We start from the raw sequence: 19,045 nt of genomic DNA on the forward strand, positions 1-19,045 counted from the left end.
TCGAACGCCACCGTCACGGGCTGGCCGTCCACGCTGCCGGTGGCCTTCACCGTCGCGACCCCGGCCGGCACCGACTCGGCGCGCGTGGTGAACGCCTGGTACGCGGACTTGCCGGGGGCGACGCTGGACACCGTGCGCGACCCGTACGGCGTGATCAGCTCGATGCTGAGCGGCACGTCGTCGGCGTTGCGCGCGTTGACCGAGACGTAGGCGCGGGTGCCGACACACTGCGTGCGCGCCTGCACCTCGACGTCCCACGTCGGGGTCTCCGGCGGGTCACCCACGATGAGAGTCAGCGTGGTCCGCGTGGCACCGGCCTGGCTGACGTAGTCGGGCAGGATCAGATTGCCGATGATGGTGTAGCGACCGGGGGTGTCGACGATGTCCTCGTCGAACTCCCAGTCGACGCCGATGGCCTGGTTGTCCCGGGACCCGTCGTTGTAGGAGACCTCCACCTTGTCCGGCAGGTGCGGCAGCTCCCCCACGTCGACCGACCGCTCGAACGTCTCGGCGCCCTGGATCGAGATGCCGCCCGGCGCCGTTTCGGGGCGCACGTAGACACGGGCCTCGGCGATGAGGCCGTACGCGTCGTTCGTGCCGTAGACCACGAACGGCTCGACGTTGGTCTCCGCGACCATCGCCGGCGTGATCTCCTGCCAATTGAACGCGACGCCGCCGCGGGCGCCGCTGGCGTAGACCGCGTCGAGCGTGCCCGGCAGGGCGGGCACCTCGCCCACGGTGGTCCGGATGAGCACGGGCGAGCGCACCGAGTCGACGGTCTCGCCGTTGGCACGCCAGCGCAGCACGCCGGTGCCCGCGCCGCTGCCCATGAGGCCCCAGATGCGGATGCGCAGATAGCTGGTCGTGACCGGTTGGAAGTCGAAGTGGTTGTAGGTGTTGGTGGCGAGCCCGTTCGCGTACGTCGAGTCCCCGGTGAGGGTGACCGGCGTCCAGGTGGTGCCGTCCGCGGAGCTCTCGATCGCGTACGTCGTGCCCGTGGGCCGGCGGGTGCCGCCGTTGTCGTCGTACCAGTAGATGTCGGTCGAGGACAGGCGTACCGGCGCCGTCCACCGGTACTGGATCCACGCCGCCCGCTCCGGGCTGGTGCCGTTCTGCGGCTGGCCCCAGTTGCCCCAGCCGTTTCCGGCCCCCGGGTTCGAGCTGGTCGGGGTGGTGCTCTCCTTGACCCGCTGGTGGTTCTCCCACGACGCGGTGCCGCTGGTGCTGATCGTCGCCGAGGAGCCGAACTCCGCGACCACCTCCCGTTTGGCGAGCGTCACCGCCACGGTCGCCTCGGACCGCTTCTCGCCGTCGCTGGCGAAGAGCCGGAACACGTAGTCACCCTCGACCGTGCCGGTCACCCGCGTGGTCAGTGCCTTCGGGTCGGAGAAGATGACGCCGGCTCCGGACGGGGCCGAGACGGTCTCCCAGCCGTACGTCAGCTCGCTGTCGTAGGGGATGCCGTCGTCGGATGCCGTGCCGACGAGTCGGGTGGACAGGTTGCCGTCCGCCGCGCCGTCGCGCGCGGCGGTGACCACGGGCGCCTGGTTGGACACGTCCGGTACGTCACGCCCAGAGTCGAACACCTGGATCTCTGAGATCGCCGTGTAGAAGGTCGGGTTGTTCGTGAACGCGATGCGCAGCTTGTTCGAGGTGACGGTGTGGAACAGCGCCTCGTTGAACTTCGCCGTCGGGACGGTCGGGTTCTTGAACTGGCCCGGTACCTCCTTCCAGCCGCCGTTACCGTCGGGCACCTGCACCCACCAGCGCGCGGGTTCGCGGTAGCCACCGGCCTGGCGGTCGCTGACCGCGTACACCTTCACGTTGTCGAAGGATCTGGCCGACCCGAGGTCGAGCTCGATGTAGCCGTTCTTGTCGGTGGTCCCGTAGTTGCCCCAGTACGGCTCGTTGGCGGTGACGCCGTCGGTCACGGCCGCGAGCGACACCGGCCGCTCGGTCTCCTTGATGGCGCCGGGTGTGTGGTTCATCGAGGTGGTGCTCCAGCCGGGCGTGTGGAACTGCCGCCACGGCGTCGGCCGCACGCCCTGCTGGGTGTACGACGAGCTGAGGTTGGCGCCTGCCGCCAGGTTCGGCGCATCCTCGGTGAGGTCGATGCCGGCCGTCTTCAGGTACTCGACGACGCGGGTGTCCTCGATCGGGGTGTCGACCGCGCTCGGCATGTTGGCACCGGTCGTCGCGGTGAACGTGACGGTCAGGCCGTCCTCGGCCTGGACCTGGTTGGTACGCGGGTCGTAGGTGAGCTTGCCGAGCTTGTCGGTGCTCACCTTCTTCTCACCGTTGAGGAACAGGCTGTAGCCGGCGCCCAGGCCGTAGTTGCTGCCGTCGGGGTCCCAGACGATGGTGACGTCCTGACCGTGGTAGCGCAGGTTGTTGGCCATGAAGTGGTCGTAGCCGAACTGGATCGGCGACAGCTCGATCTTGTCGTCGGAGCGCGGCTGGAGGCCGGCCATGTCCTCGACGAAGATGTAGTTCATGTTGCCGAGCATCACGTGGTTCGGGTTGTTGCGGTTGTAGGTCTTCGCGGTCGGGTCCCAGTTGGAGTAGTACTCCGCCTGGTTCGGGGCGCGCAGGTCCGCGTTCGGGTAGATGCTCCAGGCCATCCAGTCCAGCAGCCGCTTGGCGTACGCCGGGGTGATGTACTTCTGCTCCGGGTCGTAGTGGCGCAACGCCGAGCGGACACCGCGGTACTGCACGGTGAAGTTGATGTTGGAGAAGTTGTTGGAGCCGCCGATCCCGTAGGCCGTCCGGTCGTACTGGTTGGCGGTGTAGAACGGGAAGATCGGGAAGTTGTCGCCGTAGGTCAGGAACCGGAACCCGTCGACGTAGTTCTGCCACTGGTCGAACGGGATGAGGTTCTCGGCGTAGACGTCGTAGAGATTGGACTCCCGGGCCGGGATCAGGTCGCGGGCCGACGCGGGCAGCGGGTTGGGCCGGCCGTTGGCGGTGGCCGCGCTGGTGGCGCCGTGCGACGTGCCGGCGAGGAACATCCGCATGTCGGGGCTCCACAGCCGATCGAGGATCGCCGCGCGGATGTCGTTGGCGCCGCCGGCCATCTCGTCGACCTTGCCCTGGTCGGCGCCGGCGATCTGGTAGAGCTGGCGGGCGGCGTCGAACGCGCCCCACACGTACGCCGACTCGGGGCGCTCGATGGTGCGCGCGCCGGGTGCGCCGGCGTTGGCCTTCGGGTAGCCGAAGGTGATCGCGTCGGCGTCGTTGCCCGGCATGTAGTTGGTGTCGTAGGCGATGAGCTTGTCGTCGTTGCCGTCGTAGTGCTCCAGCTGGCCGACGCCGTCGCCCTCGAAGTAGCGGGCGAACTTCCGGGCGATCTCCCTGCCGCCGCCGTGCACGTTGTAGGCCTCGAGCCCGGCGGTGCCGAGGTACTGCGAGTAGTGGTTGTTCCAGCTCGTGTGCCCAGGGCTGTCCAGAAACGCCGAGGAGCCCGACAGCTCGCCGATGTTGAGGACCTGGCCGTACGGCAGGTAGGGCGTGCGCAGCCACTTGGTGTCCTGCAGGTGCATCGGCTGGGTCAGCGCGACGGCGTTCTGGTAGAGGTTCACCCCCTCGATCGTCGTGGGGTACTGGTAGACGTGACCGGGTGCGTTGGCGTCGAGCGTGTTGTACCGCTCGCCCCACCAGCGGTAGACGATGGCCTTCTCCAAGGCGGGGTCGGGCACGTCGATGTAGGGCACGTCCTGCGCCCAACGGCGGTTGAACGCGGTGATGCCGGTCCGCACGGCCGTGGCCGGCGACATCGCGGCGTACTCCTGGTAGCTCTGCACCGTCTTCGGCAGCGTCGCCGAGGAGACGGCGCCGACCACCGACAGCGACACCGTGCCGCCGGCCGGCACGGTGATCTCGCGGTCGAGGTTGGCTCCGGTACGACTGAAGCCGGCACCGGTGAGGTCGACCCTGACCGAGTCCCACGCGGTGTCGACGAGCCCGTTGTTGGAGCCGCTGGTGATGGTGCGCGTGCCGGTCAGCGTGGCCGCGCCCGGCCCGGCCTGGGTCGCCAGCGGTGAGGCGGCGCGGACGGTGAAGGTGGCCGGCGCGTCGCCGGGGTTGCCGAAGTCGATGGCGGTGACGGCGACGTTGTCCTCGGTGATGAACTTGGTCTGGTCGGCGGTGACGCCGGTGGTCCCGATCGTGTACCGGGTCTTCGCGTGGCTCGGCGCGTTGAAGCGGTTGGCGTTGACCTCGGTGACGGTCTGCCCGGGCACCGTGACGGTGTACAGGTTGCCGAGGTTGTTGGGGCCACCGACGTACGCGCTGCCGGCGAAGCCCATGCTGGTGAAGTTGTTGTTGCTCGCGCCGCGCATGTAGAGGGAGCGGCCCCGGGTCATCAGCACCGCCGACCCGAGCGTTCCCGGGACCCCCAGCACCCGGTCGAGGTAGTAGTCCGTGCCGCCGGCGGCCAGATCCTTTTCGAAGATCGACTGGTGCATGTTCCCCGCGGTGAACGGCACACCGGGCTTGAGCTGGTTGGCGACGTCGCCGACGTTGCTGTACGCCGGGTCGCCGATCTCCATGGCATGGTTCTGCCCGTTGGTGTAGACGCCGACGTCACCCTCGTTGCCCGGCAGGATCGGGCTGGCGGCGTTGGCCGGGGACGGTACGCCGACCGCCCCTCCCACCACCAGCGCAGCCAGGGCGGCCCAGAGGGGCACCCTCCTCACTCGTCTATGGATCATGTCGTTCCTCCTTGTCGTCGGTGCGGCTGAACGGGTGAGGCGGGTGTAGAAGTTAGCGCTAACATCAGAGAGCCTCTCGGCCTGTGACATGTGGTCAGCGCACTGTCGGGAGCCAGACGCGCATGGTCGAGGGCCCTCGGTTGGCCCAGTCGTGGTACGCCACCAGCGCCACCTCGTCGAGGCCCTCGCCGACCGTCGGCGCCGACTCGACCGCGTCGGTCCGGTAGGGCCAGTCGTGGTCTCGCGGGTGGACGCGCCGGCAGCGCACGGTGACCCGGCCATTCACGAGGCGGGGCGGTCGGCTGGTGTCGACGCGGAGCTCGTCGACCGTCTCGACGCCGGGCACGTCCACCGACTCCAGGGCGAGCACGACGGGGCCGCGCTCCACCGCGACGCAGCCACGGACCGCGTCGATGCGCGCGTCCGGGTGGGTGAACCGCGGCGCCATCGGCAGGGACAGGACGACCTCGTCGCCGCGGCGCCACGTCCGGCGCTCGGTGACGAAACCCGGCCCGACCGGCCGGGTGTCTCCGGCGATGGTCAACGTCGCACCCTCGGCCGCCCAGCCGGGCACCCGCACCGTCAGCGACCAGGGCTGGTCGTCGTCGCTCTCGATCCGTACCCGGATCTGCCCGCCGTGCGGGTAGTCGGTCGCCACGCTCACACGAAGGTCACGCCCGTCTGCGAGCCGGTGCTCGATGGTCCCCGGCAGGTACTGGTGCAGCTGGACACCCTCGTCGTCGGACGTCGCGACGTACGCCGTCAGGCTGGCCAGGGTGCGGGCGACGTTCGTCGGGCAGCAGGAGACCTCGAACCACGGCGCCCGCAGGGAGGCCGCCGCGCGCAGGCTGGGCCGGTCGGCGTCGGGGAGGGTGCCCAGCTCGCGGCGGTGCAGAGTGTTCGTGTAGAAGAAACTCCGCCCGTCGGCCGACGGCGAGGTCGACACCACGTTGAACAGCGTCCGCTCGATGAGGTCGGCGTAGCGGGCGTCACCGTCGGCGAGCAGCAGCCGCCACGCGAGCATCACCGAGCCGACCCCGGCGCAGGTCTCCGAGTACGCGCGGTCGGGCGGCAGCACCCAGTCCTCGCCGAACGCCTCGTCCTGGTGCCGGGAGCCCTGCCCGCCGGTGACGTACGTGCGCCGGGCCACCCCGTTGCTCCACTGGTTGCGCACCGCGTCCAGCAGGCTGGTGTCCTTCAGGTCGACGGCGACGTCGGCGGCGCCGGCGGCGAGGTAGTTCGCCCGTACCGCGTGCCCCCGCAGGACCGTCGCCTCCCGGACGGGAAGCTCGTCCTGGAAGTACTCCCGGCCGAACTCCACATCGCTGAGCCGGCCGTGGCCCCGGCGGTCGACGAAGAGAGCCGCCTGGCTCAGGTAGCGGTCATCACCGGTGACCCGGGCGAACTCCACCAGCGCGGTCTCGATCCCCGGGTGTCCACAGAGGCCGTCGATACCGTCCGGGCCGAACGTCTCGCACACGTTGTCGGCGGCACGGCGGGCGACCTCGAACAGGCCGTCGTCCGCGCCCGGACGGGTTCGGGCGCGGGCGACCGCGGCCTGGAGGAGATGACCGACGCAGTAGAGCTCGTGACCCCATTCGAGGTCGGACCAGCGGGGGGCCTGCCCCGGGCGGCCGAATCTCGTGTTGAGGTAGCCGTCGGCCTCCTGCGCCGCAGCCACCCGCCGCACGACGGTGCGGAACCTCGACTCGAGTTCCGCATCACCGGTCCGGCCGATCTCCCACGCCATCGCCTCGAGGAACTTGTAGATCTCCGAGTCGGAGAACTCGCGACCACGGCGATCGCGCAACAGGTCGCCCCGCACAGCGAGGTCGAAGTTGCCGATCCAGCCTTCGCGCTCGATCCAGTGCTCGATGTGCGGGAGAGTCGCGACGCCGTTGATCGATTGACGCTCGGCCCAGAATCCCCCCGTGATCCGGACCTGGTCCAGCCCGAGCGGCCGGAGCCGGCCACGGATCGGCAGGACGGGGGCGGCCGCAGGTACGGTGCCGCTCATGGTCATCCTTTCATCGCGCCGGACATGAAGCCGCGCACGTAGTGTCGTTGGAGCAGCAGGAACAGAACGATGCACGGAAGGGCGAGCACGACGACGCCCGCTTCGGTCGCCCCGTAGTCGACGACACCCTGGACCTGGCCCCGCAGATTGGACACAGCGAGCGGGAGGGTCATGCGCTCGGTGTCGTTGATGAGGATCAGCGGCGCCATGAAGTCGTTCCACGCGGTGAGGAACGCGAACAGCCCCACGGTGATGAGGCCCGGCTTCACCGCGGGCAACAGCACCCGCCACAACGCGCTGAACGTCGAGCAGCCGTCGACCATCGCGGCCTCGTCCAACTCGCGTGGCACCGCCTCGAAGGAGATGCGCATCAGGAAGGTCGAGAAGGGGAGCTGGAACATCGTCAGCACCAGCGCGACGCCGACGAGGGAGTTCTGCAGCCCCACCTGGTTGAGCAGCACGTAGAGCGGGATCAGCAGCGTCGCGTACGGGACCATCAGGATGGCGAGCGTGACCAGGAACAGGATGTTCTTGCCGGGGAAGCGGAACCGGGCGAACGCGTAACCACCGAGGAGGGAGATCAGCAGCGTCAGCGCGACCGCGAGCAGGGCGACGAACGCCGTGTTGGCGAGGTAGCGCCAGATGCCGGCCTGGTAGTTCGCCAGCGTCTCGTAGTTGCCGAAGCCCCAGCCGTCCACCTGGTTCGTGCCGGCCCGCGGGCCGACCGAGGCGACCGCCGTCCAGAGCAGCGGAGCCAGGAAGATCAGCCCGACCGATCCGGAGAACACCCAGTACGGTGTGCGCAGCGCGATGCCGCCGATGGTGACGCCCCTGGGTCTGTTGCGGCGCGTTGGCCCCTCGACGGATGGCGGGGCCCCGCCGTCAGCGATGTGGGAACGGGATACGGCGACCATCGGCGTCAGCTCTCCTCGGACCGGAAGGCGCGCAGTTGCAGCGCGTTGATGAGGACCAGGGCCAGCAGCACGATGAGGGAGAGCGCCGCCGCCACACCGAGGTCGTTCTGACCCTGGAACGCCACCATGTAGATGAGCTGGACGACGGTGATCGTGCTGTTGTCCGGACCGCCCTTCGTCAGGATGTAGAACTGCTCGAAGGCGAGCAGCGAACCGGTCACGCAGAGCACGGTCGTCAGCGCCAGGGTCGGACGCAGCAGCGGCAGAGTGATCTTCCGGAAGGTCTGCCACCGGCTGGCGCCGTCCGCGCGGGCGGCCTCGTACACGTCCGCCGGTATGCCCTGGAGGCCGACCAGCATGAGCACCATGTAGAAGCCGGCGTAGCGCCACACGATGAGGAACGTCGTCGAGATGAGCGCCGCGGTCGGTGAACCGAGGAAGGTGATGCCGAGCCGATCCAGCACGGGCGCCAGGGGGCTCGCGTACGGCGAGTAGAGCACGTAGAACAGCAGGGACGCCGACGCCAGACCGAGGGCACTGGGAATCAGGAACGACGCGCGGAGCAGGTTGTTCCACCGGCTCGACTCCTGCACGAGCAGGGCGAGCCCCAGGCCGAGGGCCAGGAGCAGCACGGTCGCGAGCACGGTGTACTTGACGGTGAACACCACCGAGTCGGTGAAGAACCGGTGGTTGACCGCCTTCACGAAGTTGTCGGGAGCGTTGATCCCCTGGTTGCCGGTGAGCAGCGGCCATCTCGACACCGACATCCTGATGACGAGCAGCAGCGGTACGGCGAAGAGCGCCACGACGAACACCGCGGTCGGTGTCGCGTAGAGCCAGCCCAGCAGGGCCTGACGGCCGCGTGGCCGGGCACGGCCCCGCGTCGCCGCGCTGGGCGGGCGAGACGGTGCGGTGACTCTCATGGGAACCCTCTCGATCGGTCGGCGACGGGCGGTCGTTGACGTCTGCGGGTCGTTCCGCCGGGGTGTGTGCCGGGAAGCCGTGGGTCGGCACACACCCGCGGTGGGCCCTACTGCTTGAGCACTGCGGTGATCTCGCCGTTGTCCTTCTGCAGGTCGCCGCTGCCGTTCAGCACGCGGTTGCGAACGAGGGTCAACCACGGGCTGTTCGGCGCGTTGAACGCCTGCTGGAAGTTCAGCGCGACGGGGGTGTCGCCCTTGCCGGCCGCCTCGTTGATGGTGACCAGCCGCGGGTCCTCGGCGGCGTACTTGTTGTTCGCGAGGTCGGCGCGGGACACCACGTCCTTGTTCTTCGCCAGCACCCCGACCTGGGCGTCCTCGGACATCATCCAGCTCAGGAAGTTCCAGGCCTGAGCCGCCTTCTTCGAGTCCTTCGACACGCCGAGGCCGTCCCCGCCGACGAAGGTGGACCCACCGCCGGTGGGGCCGGGGATCGGGGCCACGCCGACGTCGAACGGGGTCGAGGAGAGCAGCGTCGCCGGGTAGAGCATCAGACCGACCTTGCCCTCGGTGAACGGGGCGGTCCAGGTCGGGCCCGTCTCACCGGCCGAGGCCGGCAGCACGGCTCCGGACTTCCACAGGTCGTTCCAGGTGCTGTAGACCTTCTGGGCGGTGTCGTCGGCGAGCTTGGACTCCTTGCCGTCCTCGCTCAGCACCTCTCCGCCAGCGGCCCAGATGGAGGGGAACCAGGTGAAGACCAGACACCCGCCGCAGTTCAGGCCGGCCGCCGTGCCGTAGACGCCGTCCTTCTTCGACGCCTGGACCGCCTTGGCGGCGGCGGCGTACTCCTCGAGCGTCGCCGGGGCCTTCTCCGGGTCCAGCCCGGCCTCCTTGAACAACTGCTTGTTCCAGAACAGCATCGACAGGTCCAGCACGAAGGGCAGGACGTGCTTCTTGCCGTCCACGGTGCCGGCCGAGAGGTGCCCCTTGTTGATGGAGTCCTTGAAGCTGAGGCCGTCGATGTTGGCGCTGAGGTCCTGGAAGAGACCCTGCTGCACCCAGTTCGGCACGTAGACGATGTCGGCGGCGAAAAGATCAGGAAGACCGTCCGAGCCCGCTGCCGCGCCGACCTTCGCCACGTAGTCGTCGTTGGGAACGACGGTCAGCTTGACCTTGTTCTTGTGGCCGGCGTTGTACGCGTCGACGAGGAGCTTCGCCTGCTTCTCTAGCGGCGCGCGGGTCCACAGGGTGAGTTCGCTGCCGTCGTCCACGCCGTTGGGGCCGGCCTCGGCCGCACTGGTGCCGCCGTCGTCGCTGCTGCACGCGGCCGCGCCCACGGTCAGCGCGGCCACGAGAACTCCGGCTAACGAACGGAGGGCAGTCCGCCTGCCCAGGGTCTTCCTCATGATTCCTCCCACGGGGTTCATCGTTCGGAGGGAACCGCTGGGCGGCCCCCGCAAGACGAGATGTGATCTCCGGATTGCTGCTGCATGCGGACGGCTGGGGTGGCGACGTCGCCGCCAACCGCGTGCCGGGTCGAATCCGCCCGTGACGTGGGTGCTGCTCGCGCCGCCGCGACGGGCGATGCCTGCCATGTCGTCATCGCCTCTCCGCCTCTCGCCGGTCTCGGCATGCGGCTCGTGCGGCACATCGTCACCGTCGTGGCCGAGGTGGTGCGCATCACGTTCCGCCGCTAGGGTGTCCCACGAAAACGGTTTCGGCAAGATGTCGCGCGGGTAAAAACCCGAACCTGCTTCGGCCGCCTCGCGCTCTTTCGCCTGAACCTGTCTGCGCACTACGCTGGCCGAAACCGCAGGGATGGCGGGCGATTGCCGTTGCCCTGAAATGTTGCGAAAGGCTTTCGGGTGGGACGGCGACGATCGCAGTCAGTGACGCTGAGTGATGTGGCGGGCCACGCCGGCGTCTCCGTGGCCACGGCGTCCAAAGCGCTCAACGGTCGGGCCGAAGTCGCGCCGTCCACCAGGGAACGGGTGCTGCGCGCCGCCGCCGAACTCTCCTTCCAGCCCAACGCCCTGGCCGCCGGGCTGATCTCGGGACGCACCCGCACGGTGGGACTGCTGACCGACGAACTCGGCGGCAGGTTCGCCATGTCCATCCTGCTCGGTGCGGAGAACGCCCTGGGCAACGGGCAGATGTCTGTGTTGCTCTGCGACGCCCGGGGCGACGCCATCCGCCGTCAGCACTACATCCGCACCCTGCTGGCACGCCAGGTCGACGGATTCATCGTGGTTGGAGACAGCAACGAGGTGAGCCCCTCGTTGACCCAGCAGATCCCGGTTCCGGTGGTCTACGCCTACGCCGAGTCGACGGACCCGCGCGACCTGTCGATCGTCGCCGACGACGAGGGCGGTGCCCGACTCGCCGCCGAACACCTGGTGTCGCACGGCCGACGCCGAATCGGACACATCACCGGGCCGGACAGCTACCGTGCTGCCCGGGACCGGGCCGCCGGTCTGCGAACGGTGCTCGCCGAGGCGGGCCTGTCTCCGGCCGGCGATCCGCTGTTCGGCGAGTGGTCCCAGCGGTGGGGCCGGCACGCGGCACGGCTGCTGCTGGCGGCCAGGCCGGACGTGGACGCGATCTTCTGTGGCAACGACCAGGTGGCCGCCGGGGTCGCCGACACGCTGCGCGACCTCGGCCGCCGGATCCCGGACGACGTGGCGATCGTCGGCTACGACAACTGGGAGTTCTTCGCCGAGGACTGCCGGCCGCCGCTGACCACAGTGGATCTCAATCTCGAGCAGCTCGGCGCAACCGCGGTGCAGCACCTCATCGCGGCGCTGGACGGCAACGCCGGCGTTGGTGTCATCCGCCAACAGGGCCGCCTGGTGGTACGCGAGTCCACCGGACCGGCACTGCCCGGCCGCTGAAACGGCCGGGACCGCCGGGCCGGCGATGCGGAGATCCGTCGGGTCAGGCGCTGTGTCTCAGACCGGATCGCGTCAGTTCCGCAGCCGGCCGGTCACGATCGCGCGGTGCCACCGCACTGCGCCGGATGACCAACTCGGGCACGAGCACGTCCCGCCGGCGCAGCGGCCCGTGCGCGGGCCGGTCGAGCTGCGCCAACAACAGCCGTAGGCTGCGCCGGCCCAGCTCGGCGAAGTCCTGCCGCACCGACGTCAGTGGCGGCAGGAAATGGGCACCGTCGGAGGTGCCGTCGAAGCCCACCACGCTGACGTCGTCCGGCACCCGGCGGCCCGCCTCGTGCAGCGCCCGCAGCACGCCGAGGGCGAGTTGATCGCTCGCGCAGAAGATGGCGGTGACGGACGGATCGCGGGCCAGGCACGCACCCTGCTCGTATCCCGTGGCGGCACTCCAGTCACCGGGCAGCACCGCAGGCACCGGCGCACCGGCGGCCCGGAGCGCGTCGCGCCAGCCGTCGACCCGCTCAGCCGCCTCCGGCCAGTCATCCGGGCCGGCGACGTGGTGAACGGTGGTGTGCCCCAATTCGAGCAGGTGGCGGGTGGCGAGCCGCGCGCCTTCGACGTTGTCGATCTGGGCGCTCGGAACCGCCGGACTGCAGCCGCCGCCCGCGGTCACCGAGGCCAGGCCGGAGGACGCCTCGGCGAACGCGTTGGCCATCGTGGGCTTGGGCGCGATGGCGATGATTCCTTCGACCGAATGCCGGCGCAGCCAGTCGACCGCGTCGAGCACCGACCGGTGGTCCAGGTCGCGCACGCTGGCGACGCTGACGAAGTAGCCCGCGGCGCGGGCCGCGCCCTCGATCGCGTACAGCATCGAGGTCGGCCCGTAGAGCGGGCTCTCGTAGCCGATGACGCCGAGCGTGCCGGATCGGCGGGTGACCAGCGCCCGGGCCGCCGGATTTCGTTGGTAGTTCAGCCTGCTCATCGCGTCCAGGACCCGTTGCCGGGTCCGGTCAGCGACGTGCGGGTGCCCGTTGATGACGCGGGAAACCGTCTGCGAGGACACTTTTGCCAACTCCGCGACGTCGCGCATGATCGATCGGTCGGGATGTCTGGTCGCCCCTTCGGCTTCGTCGCGCCGTGCCGGGGTGGACGGGGGTGTTCGCCCGTCACGTCCGTCGTCTTCGATCACCCTGCATCCCCTCGTCAGGAGGTCGCGACGTGTGCCGCCGGCGACAGGTGGTCCTTTCGTGCACCTCGACCAGGCCCGGCCGCTTGGTCTCTGACAATGATTGCCGAAAACGGTTTCGGCAATGGCTGTCAGGAGATTTGCAGCAAATGGTCGGTACGGCACGCACCCGGTTTCGGCACCGGCACTACCATGGACACACCGTCTCCGTGATCGACAGCGCAGTACGGGATTGACGTCCCGGCAGCGGCCGGCGGGCCTGTCGCTGCCGGGACGCGGATCCTCAGCCGGTGACGACACGGGCTTCGGCCGCGTGATCGGCCACGTTCCAGTCCCGGCCGAAGCGTTGAATCTGGCGGAGCGGGACACTGGGCCTCCCCGGATCGGTGGGTCAACCACGGGGTTGCCGGGGAGGACTATGCGGACTTCATGTTGACGAGGCGAGCCCAGCACCGGCCCTGACCATCACCGCCTTCATGCTCTGGATCCAACGGACAATGACGCTTCGGTGTGAAGGAACCACGCTGTCGGCAGACGTCGGCCACGGTCGCTGACCTGCGCGCCGCGTCGGGCGGCGTCCGTCTTCGTAGTACGTCGTCGGCCGCTTGGCTGTACGGGTGGCTGTACAGCCAGGCTCAAGTGTCCAGATGCGCTCGCATCAACGTCTCGAAGCCCGGCGGCACCTGGAGCCGCTACGCCGTCCCCGGCGGGTAGCTGATCTCGGCGAGATCTTCAACGAGGTCCTCCATCGTCACGTGAGGATTCAGGCGCCGTACCAGGTCCTCGGTGAGCGGGCGCAGCGCGAGGACTTCACTGACAGCCTCGATGTTCACGCTGGTCTCGTAGTAGTCCTCGGCGAAGCGTTGGTACCCCATAGGCGTGGGGTCGACCAGCACCTCGAACAGTCCGTCCGCACCGTCGGGGTCGTCGCCACCGGGAAAGTCGATGTCGCCAGCCTGCCACCGGTCGTCGTCGACCTGGCGCCACAGGCACACCGTCGCGGACAACATGCCCTTGTAGCCGAACGCCGGCTCGTTCACATGCGCGGAGAACACCTCCGGCACGGTGTCGACCAACCCCGGCCACAGCTCGTCGTTGCGAGCCGGGCTCATCGGCGACTCGTGGTCGAGCCCTCTGATGAACGCGCCGGGTGGCGAGAACACGATCGAGTAGGCGTCACCCGAGCCGTTCCGCATGGACGCCATCTCCTCGCCGGGCCCCCCATCGCGAGTCGAAGGAGTAGTAGCGGAACTCCCAATCCGGGCTCATGATCGCGTCCAACATCGCCAACGCCCGGCATCGGTCGCGAAGCGTTGCGATGTCCGGCAGGGCTTGAGCTACAGCATGAGCGGTCACGGCCACATCCAACCCAACGCGCGTATGGCGGCCTGAAACGGACTAGACAAGGGGACTGCCAGTTTGGAAGAACTGCTCAACTGGTCGTGCTGCCCGAAACTCGTACACCCGGGGGGCCTACCTGTTTGCCTCTCGCGCCCGCTCGTGCCCGATGGGTGCCATGTCACTACTCGCCACGATGGCCCGTAAGTCCAGGCGTCACCTGGCTTGGAACCGGCCAGTCAGGCGATACGCGGTGTGCATTTCCAGGACAACTCGGGTCTGTGCTTGCAGCGGGCCGGGTGGCGTTGCGGGGTCAGCGAAAACCACTTCGAGCACCTCGGTGCTTTCCGGCTCGATCACGCCCGACCATCGTCGCGCTTGGAAGCACATGGCGAAGCAGTGCATCCGGTCCCCGTTGGGATAGGTGATGACGTGAGCATCCGGCTCAGACAGGCAACCGAAGGCGACGAGATCGGAGCTGTCGACTATGAGTCCGGTCTCCTCTCGAACCTCGTCGATCGCGGTACCGACGAAGCTTCCTCCTGGCTCGGCGGCCCCTGCCGGTATCTCCCACAAACCAGAATCACGACGTCGCTGGAACAAGACGTGCCCAGCCGCGTCGAGGAGAACGACCTGCGCTCCGGGCATGAGCAGCAGTCGAGACCCGACCAACTGTCGAAGTTGCCAGGTGTAGGAACCGACATAACCCATCCGGTGATCAAACCAGAAGCGTGGCGTTGCCGCGCTAACCACGGAGCGGCGGATTGACCCCCGGCAACCAACACTGCCCGCTGACCTGCCGCTACATGCCCGCCGATCGGGCAGACGGTCCACTGACGTCTATGAACGTCCCCCGCCATGCAGCCCGAGAGTCACCCACGGCCCGGCGGCCACCTGCTGGATGCTGCGCAGCCGCTACAGTCGGCTTCCATGGCCGAACGCGTGTCTGTCGACGACCTGGGAATCTGGGTCGTGCACCGACGGGACTACGGGACTTCCCTGGGTGGAAGTAGCCAGCGTCGCCGTGTACGCCTCACTGCTACCTCCTGACGATCAGCACATCGTATGGATGGATGCCACGCATGTCTCGGGTGAGTTCGTGGAGATCAATAACATGACCGAGGGGTTCAACGAAGCCGTGGCCGCTGTCATCTCCCGGTCGGGTCGTGACCCCCTGGACCTGTCCCGCTTGCAGGCGTCGGAGCCCCCTGTCGAGATCTACTGCGCGGAGCTATAGGAAAATCGCGATGCGGACCGCCAGTTGGTGCCGAGCATCCGCCTGGAAATCGGATTGATACATCCTTGGTAGCCGCACTGCCTAGCAGAAGCGCGCGGTGCGTTCACCGTGCGGCCTTCAGGGATGCCGTTATAGGCCGGTGTTGACCGCTGGATCGGGTGCGTGCCGGGCACGCCAACCCCTGATCCCCGCTGACGGCCCAGGAGATCTACGATCGCGGTTCCCGGCACTGTTGGAGAGGTGGCGGCTATGGGCTTCTGGGATGTCGGTCCGTCCGGCAACGACGACGGCTGACTTCGCCGGTGACCTGGATGAGGCGACGGTGGAAGCACGCATCGAGCTGGCCGGCAGCGTGCTAGAACGGGTCGCCGGCGCCACTGACCTCGACATCTTCGACGCCCCTCGGGCCGTCGCCGCTGCCGCCCTGGCCGCTGCCCAATGCCCTGGCGGCGAGCCGATCGACTCCAGCTCCAGGTCCGCGCACGCCGATGCCGCCGCGCCCAGGCCGGCTGCCGGCCCAGTTCCCCACTCATCGGCCTGTCGTTCTGCGGCGACCCCCGGGCTCCCCGCTCTCCGCGCCAGCCGCCGGGCGTTCGGCGTGACGGCCGCAGAGCGACAGCGGCAGCGGCCGGCGCGCGCCCAGGCGGCGGCGCGTGCGGCCCGTCTCGGGCCGCCTTGATAGACGTACAGAAAGTTCTCACCACTCGGGCCGGCAGCCGGCTCACGGTGGGGTCCGCGCCGACTGCGGTTCGAGGCCGGACGTCGAGGTGTGACTCCGCCGCCAGCCCGGGCGACCGTTTATCGGATCCTGCGCCGCAACAACCTCGTCCCTGCGGTGCCGCGCAAGCGCCGGCGGGAGGACTACCGGCGGTGGGAACGCCCAGAACCGATGGAGCTGTGGCAGATGGACATCGTCGGTGGTGCCATGCTGGCCGACGGCACGGAGGCGAAGGTCGTCACCGGCTTGGACGACCACTCCCGCTACTGCGTGATCGCCGCCGTGGTCCGTCGGGCCACCGGCCGGGCCGTGTGCGTCGCATTCGCCGCTGCCCTGACCCGGTTCGGGATGCCCGGGGAGGTGCTGACAGACAACGGCAAGCAGTTCACCGGCCGGTTCACCAAGCCCCGACCGGGTGAGGTGTTGTTCGAGCGGATCTGCCGGGAGAACGGCATCGTGGCCCGCAACACCAAACCCCGCTCGCCGACTACCACCGGGAAGGTGGAACGCTTCCACCAGAGCTTGCAGGGCGAATGTCTGGACGGGCAGGTGTTCGCCACCGTCGAGCAGGCCCAAGCCGCGGTGGACGTGTTCGTCGCCGAATACAACTACGACCGGCCGCATCAGGGCATCGACGATGCCTTCCCCGCCGACCGGTTCCACCGACTGACCCCAGGGCGGGACCGGTCCGGAGCAGAGGCACTGCCGCTGCGCCTGCCATCCGGGTTGCTGCCCACCGCACCACCGGCTCCGAGAACGCCACCCGTCGTCGAAGTCGACGTCGCTTCGCTGACCGTGTCAACCAGCCGTTCCCAGCCGGTGCAACTCGTCCGCGTCGTGCCACCCTCAGGCAACCTGACGGTCGCCCAGCAGCAGGTGTGGCTCGGCCCCGCCCTCGCCGGCACCCCGGTCACGATCTGGGTCGACACCGACCGGCTGCACGTCCTGACCGCCGACGGCGCCCGCATCAAGTCCAGCGCATCCAGGCTGTCCCAACGCGACCTGGCCCGGCTCCTGGCCGACGGCGGCACTCCCGCCGGCCCGCCCCCACTGCCGCAGCCCGAGCCGCAGAGCACCGCCGTCGAGGTCGACCGGGTCGTCAACGCCTGCGGCGGCATCAGCATCGCCGGGAGGCAGATCAGCGTCGGCATGCCCCTCGCAGGCCAGCGGGTCCGGATCCGCCTCGACGGCATCCTCCTGCAGGTCATCGACGAGGCCGGGCAGCTGCGCCGCACCCTGCGCTGCCCACTACCGCCCACCGCCTGCGGCCGCATCCGCGACGCCCGACCCGCCTCCCCGATCCCACCCCCAGCCGCCGCGCCCGCCGTCGAACGGGTCGTGTCGGTCACCGGCAGCATCCAAGTCGCCGGGCAGCGCATCCAAGTCGGCGTCGTGCACGCCCGCAAACTCGTCACGGTCGCCCTCGACGAGCACGTCGTCACGGTCTACGACGCCGACACCCCAATCAAGGCGGTGCCCCGCCGCAGCACCACCGACCTAAACCGCACCAAGGCCAAACACCAGATCACCATTCCGGGTCAGGCTCAGGGACGTCATCAACAGTCCTGACCCGGCAGTTGTCCTTGCCCATCAGGTTGACCGCAGGCCGAGCGCGCTGTGTTCAATGAGGCCGGCTGGAAGATCTGTGCGTCCGGACGCCTGCGATGTCAGAGCAACCAGCTCGGCGCGCAGGTCCACGGCCGGCTCACCAAGCACGATCCCGCTGAGCACAAGCTCGAGCATCACCCGGTCGTATTGATCCGAGCTGCGCCGGTAACGCGACGGATCGGACTCCACCGCCGCCGCTGAGATGCGCCAGCCACCGCCGACCACGGGCGAGAATGACGCTTCGAAGATTCCATGGCCGGTCCAGCTGCGATGCAGGAACGCGACCTCGTCCTCAACGAACACGTTCCACTTCTCATCCATGCCGCGAGCCTCGTAACCGAGCTTGATCCGTTCCCACTGCTCGTCGGACCAGATTCGGGTCGGGAGCACCGCCACGGACATCGGCGCCACTATCGGCGAGACACGGTTCATGGACGACCGGGTCACCGGCGAAGGTTCGATCATCAGCAGATCCTACGAGCGCCCCCGCCGATCACGACCAAGACAACCGGCTCCCAGCACTCGACACCCGTACCATCGGCCCTGAACACCAGGACACAACCAGCAATCGATCTCGGCCTGGTGTCAAGCGTCCTGCGACGCCGTTCCGTCAACCATCATGCGAGACCAGGCACGGGCCGGCTGTCGGTGTCGTACTCCGCTTGACGCGCTACTTCAGTTGATGGGTTACACGGGCCTTGAGCGTGCCGGGTACAGACCGTGACGCTGGTTGTCCACGACGGCCGGTGTGCCAGTCATCCGCTTCTGCCGAAGAGCGGATGCCCAGGCCTCTACTGACAGCGTTCGAAAGTCGCTGCGATAACCTCCGCAGCTTCGCGGGTCTGTGTCGAGTGCGCCAAGAGCGCCTGAGCCGTCAAGACCAAGACATGGTCCGAGTCGTACGGGATCGTCCAGTGCCCCTGCCACCACGGCTCTTCGTTGTGTTCATAGCCCAACTCGATCAATCTGGAGCCGTCGTCGGCCACGCGCTGATCCAGAACTCTCTGCCCAGCGGCGACAAGGGCGCGGGGATCTACTAGTCGTTCCTTCGCTATCGGGCCTTGAGGGAAGATGACCGCCTCGCCCCGTCCGTGCAGGTAGAACGGTGTGCCATCGCCTTGATCCTGGGGTGACTCAACGGTGAACTGAGTGGGCCAGCGCAGACGGAAGGTAGACGTCTCGACGAACCAGCAGGGATGGTTCGGCCCAACTGCGACGTCCACGACGTCTCCACCGCCGGTGAGTTGATGGGGCTTGATTACCACCTGCGCGGGACCGGAGGGAGTCCAGCGAGTGACCCGTACGGCGTCCGAGTCGGCCTGGTGTCGCTCGAACATGTACGGCCAGTGCGGTGTCAGCGCTATTCCGTAGCCGGCCAGCCGGGCGAGGACATGTCCCACGGTCTCGCAGCGTAGCTGATCATCGTGCGAGCGCTGCCCGCCGCCATCAGGTGCACGCTTCTGCCGCTGACCGCGCGCGTTCGGCGCCGCCCTGTCGTGCTGATGCCCGG

12 protein-coding genes and 2 pseudogenes are annotated in these 19,045 nt (G+C 68.6%); 4 read left to right on the top strand and 10 right to left on the bottom strand.

Translation table 11 applies throughout. The features are described 5' to 3' along the window. The 5 genes from ACTWLT_RS29370 to ACTWLT_RS29390 all read right to left on the bottom strand — a co-directional run. The coding region (locus ACTWLT_RS29370; protein WP_445321164.1) for an Ig-like domain-containing protein at nt 1–4,694 on the bottom strand (4,694 nt) is incomplete at its 3' end. A gap of 109 nt (nt 4,695–4,803) precedes the next feature. Next, nucleotides 4,804–6,726 (bottom strand): glycoside hydrolase family 127 protein, encoded by a 1,923-nt coding sequence (locus tag ACTWLT_RS29375; RefSeq protein ID WP_445321165.1) that lies wholly within the window; start codon nt 6,724–6,726, stop codon nt 4,804–4,806. Between the two features lie 2 nt (nt 6,727–6,728). After that, nucleotides 6,729–7,640 carry a carbohydrate ABC transporter permease gene (locus tag ACTWLT_RS29380; protein WP_252417682.1) on the bottom strand — a complete coding sequence of 304 codons (912 nt, stop codon included), beginning with the start codon at nt 7,638–7,640 and terminating at the stop codon, nt 6,729–6,731. Nucleotides 7,641–7,645: 5 nt separating this feature from the next. Then, nucleotides 7,646–8,563: a carbohydrate ABC transporter permease gene (locus ACTWLT_RS29385; protein WP_252417683.1), complete on the bottom strand. Its 918-nt coding sequence runs from the start codon at nt 8,561–8,563 to the stop codon at nt 7,646–7,648. 107 nt (nt 8,564–8,670) lie between these two features. Continuing rightward, complete coding sequence (locus tag ACTWLT_RS29390; RefSeq protein WP_445321166.1) at nt 8,671–9,912, bottom strand: ABC transporter substrate-binding protein; 1,242 nt, start codon at nt 9,910–9,912, stop codon at nt 8,671–8,673. A 153-nt stretch (nt 9,913–10,065) separates the two neighbouring features. Between ACTWLT_RS29390 and ACTWLT_RS29395 the strand changes: the two genes are divergently transcribed. Next, nucleotides 10,066–10,257 (top strand): hypothetical protein, encoded by a 192-nt coding sequence (locus tag ACTWLT_RS29395; protein WP_445321167.1) that lies wholly within the window; start codon nt 10,066–10,068, stop codon nt 10,255–10,257. A 168-nt stretch (nt 10,258–10,425) separates the two neighbouring features. Next, nucleotides 10,426–11,451 carry a LacI family DNA-binding transcriptional regulator gene (locus ACTWLT_RS29400; protein WP_445321168.1) on the top strand — a complete coding sequence of 342 codons (1,026 nt, stop codon included), beginning with the start codon at nt 10,426–10,428 and terminating at the stop codon, nt 11,449–11,451. A gap of 43 nt (nt 11,452–11,494) precedes the next feature. Here the strand turns inward: ACTWLT_RS29400 and ACTWLT_RS29405 are convergent, their stop codons facing one another. The 3 genes and pseudogenes from ACTWLT_RS29405 to ACTWLT_RS29415 all read right to left on the bottom strand — a co-directional run bounded on the left by ACTWLT_RS29405 (nt 11,495) and on the right by ACTWLT_RS29415 (nt 14,683). Continuing rightward, nucleotides 11,495–12,538, bottom strand: a complete 1,044-nt coding sequence (locus ACTWLT_RS29405) for a LacI family DNA-binding transcriptional regulator (RefSeq protein WP_445321169.1) — start codon at nt 12,536–12,538, stop codon at nt 11,495–11,497. Nucleotides 12,539–13,326: 788 nt separating this feature from the next. Then, nucleotides 13,327–13,918: pseudogene (locus tag ACTWLT_RS29410) on the bottom strand (hypothetical protein). Between the two features lie 270 nt (nt 13,919–14,188). Then, a complete protein-coding gene (locus tag ACTWLT_RS29415) occupies nt 14,189–14,683 on the bottom strand; it encodes an NUDIX domain-containing protein (protein WP_445321170.1) in 495 nt (164 codons plus the stop codon). A 788-nt stretch (nt 14,684–15,471) separates the two neighbouring features. Here ACTWLT_RS29415 and ACTWLT_RS29420 point away from each other — a divergent pair. Together ACTWLT_RS29420 and ACTWLT_RS29425 are read left to right on the top strand one after the other, a co-directional pair. Continuing rightward, nucleotides 15,472–15,888 (top strand): DUF4259 domain-containing protein, encoded by a 417-nt coding sequence (locus ACTWLT_RS29420; RefSeq protein WP_445321171.1) that lies wholly within the window; start codon nt 15,472–15,474, stop codon nt 15,886–15,888. 45 nt (nt 15,889–15,933) lie between these two features. Next, nucleotides 15,934–17,496: pseudogene (locus tag ACTWLT_RS29425) on the top strand (DDE-type integrase/transposase/recombinase); the annotation flags it as partial. 21 nt (nt 17,497–17,517) lie between these two features. Here ACTWLT_RS29425 and ACTWLT_RS29430 read toward each other — a convergent pair. Together ACTWLT_RS29430 and ACTWLT_RS29435 are read right to left on the bottom strand one after the other, a co-directional pair. Further along, nucleotides 17,518–18,000 carry a hypothetical protein gene (locus ACTWLT_RS29430; RefSeq protein WP_445321172.1) on the bottom strand — a complete coding sequence of 161 codons (483 nt, stop codon included), beginning with the start codon at nt 17,998–18,000 and terminating at the stop codon, nt 17,518–17,520. Nucleotides 18,001–18,326: 326 nt separating this feature from the next. Beyond that, on the bottom strand, nt 18,327–18,935 hold the full coding sequence (locus ACTWLT_RS29435; RefSeq protein WP_445321173.1) for a hypothetical protein: 609 nt from the start codon (nt 18,933–18,935) through the stop codon (nt 18,327–18,329). Nucleotides 18,936–19,045: the final 110 nt, after the last annotated feature.

Source organism: Micromonospora yongxingensis, assembly GCF_052601155.1.

Bases quoted from the DNA above. Each gene is read 5' to 3' on its own strand.
- ACTWLT_RS29430 (WP_445321172.1), bottom strand. From the start codon at position 18,000: ATGATCGAACCTTCGCCGGTGACCCGGTCGTCCATGAACCGTGTCTCG.
- ACTWLT_RS29420 (WP_445321171.1), top strand. From the start codon at position 15,472: ATGTCGGTCCGTCCGGCAACGACGACGGCTGACTTCGCCGGTGACCTG.
- ACTWLT_RS29405 (WP_445321169.1), bottom strand. From the start codon at position 12,538: ATGCGCGACGTCGCGGAGTTGGCAAAAGTGTCCTCGCAGACGGTTTCC.
- ACTWLT_RS29385 (WP_252417683.1), bottom strand. From the start codon at position 8,563: ATGAGAGTCACCGCACCGTCTCGCCCGCCCAGCGCGGCGACGCGGGGC.
- ACTWLT_RS29380 (WP_252417682.1), bottom strand. From the start codon at position 7,640: ATGGTCGCCGTATCCCGTTCCCACATCGCTGACGGCGGGGCCCCGCCA.
- ACTWLT_RS29415 (WP_445321170.1), bottom strand. From the start codon at position 14,683: ATGGGTTATGTCGGTTCCTACACCTGGCAACTTCGACAGTTGGTCGGG.
- ACTWLT_RS29375 (WP_445321165.1), bottom strand. From the start codon at position 6,726: ATGAGCGGCACCGTACCTGCGGCCGCCCCCGTCCTGCCGATCCGTGGC.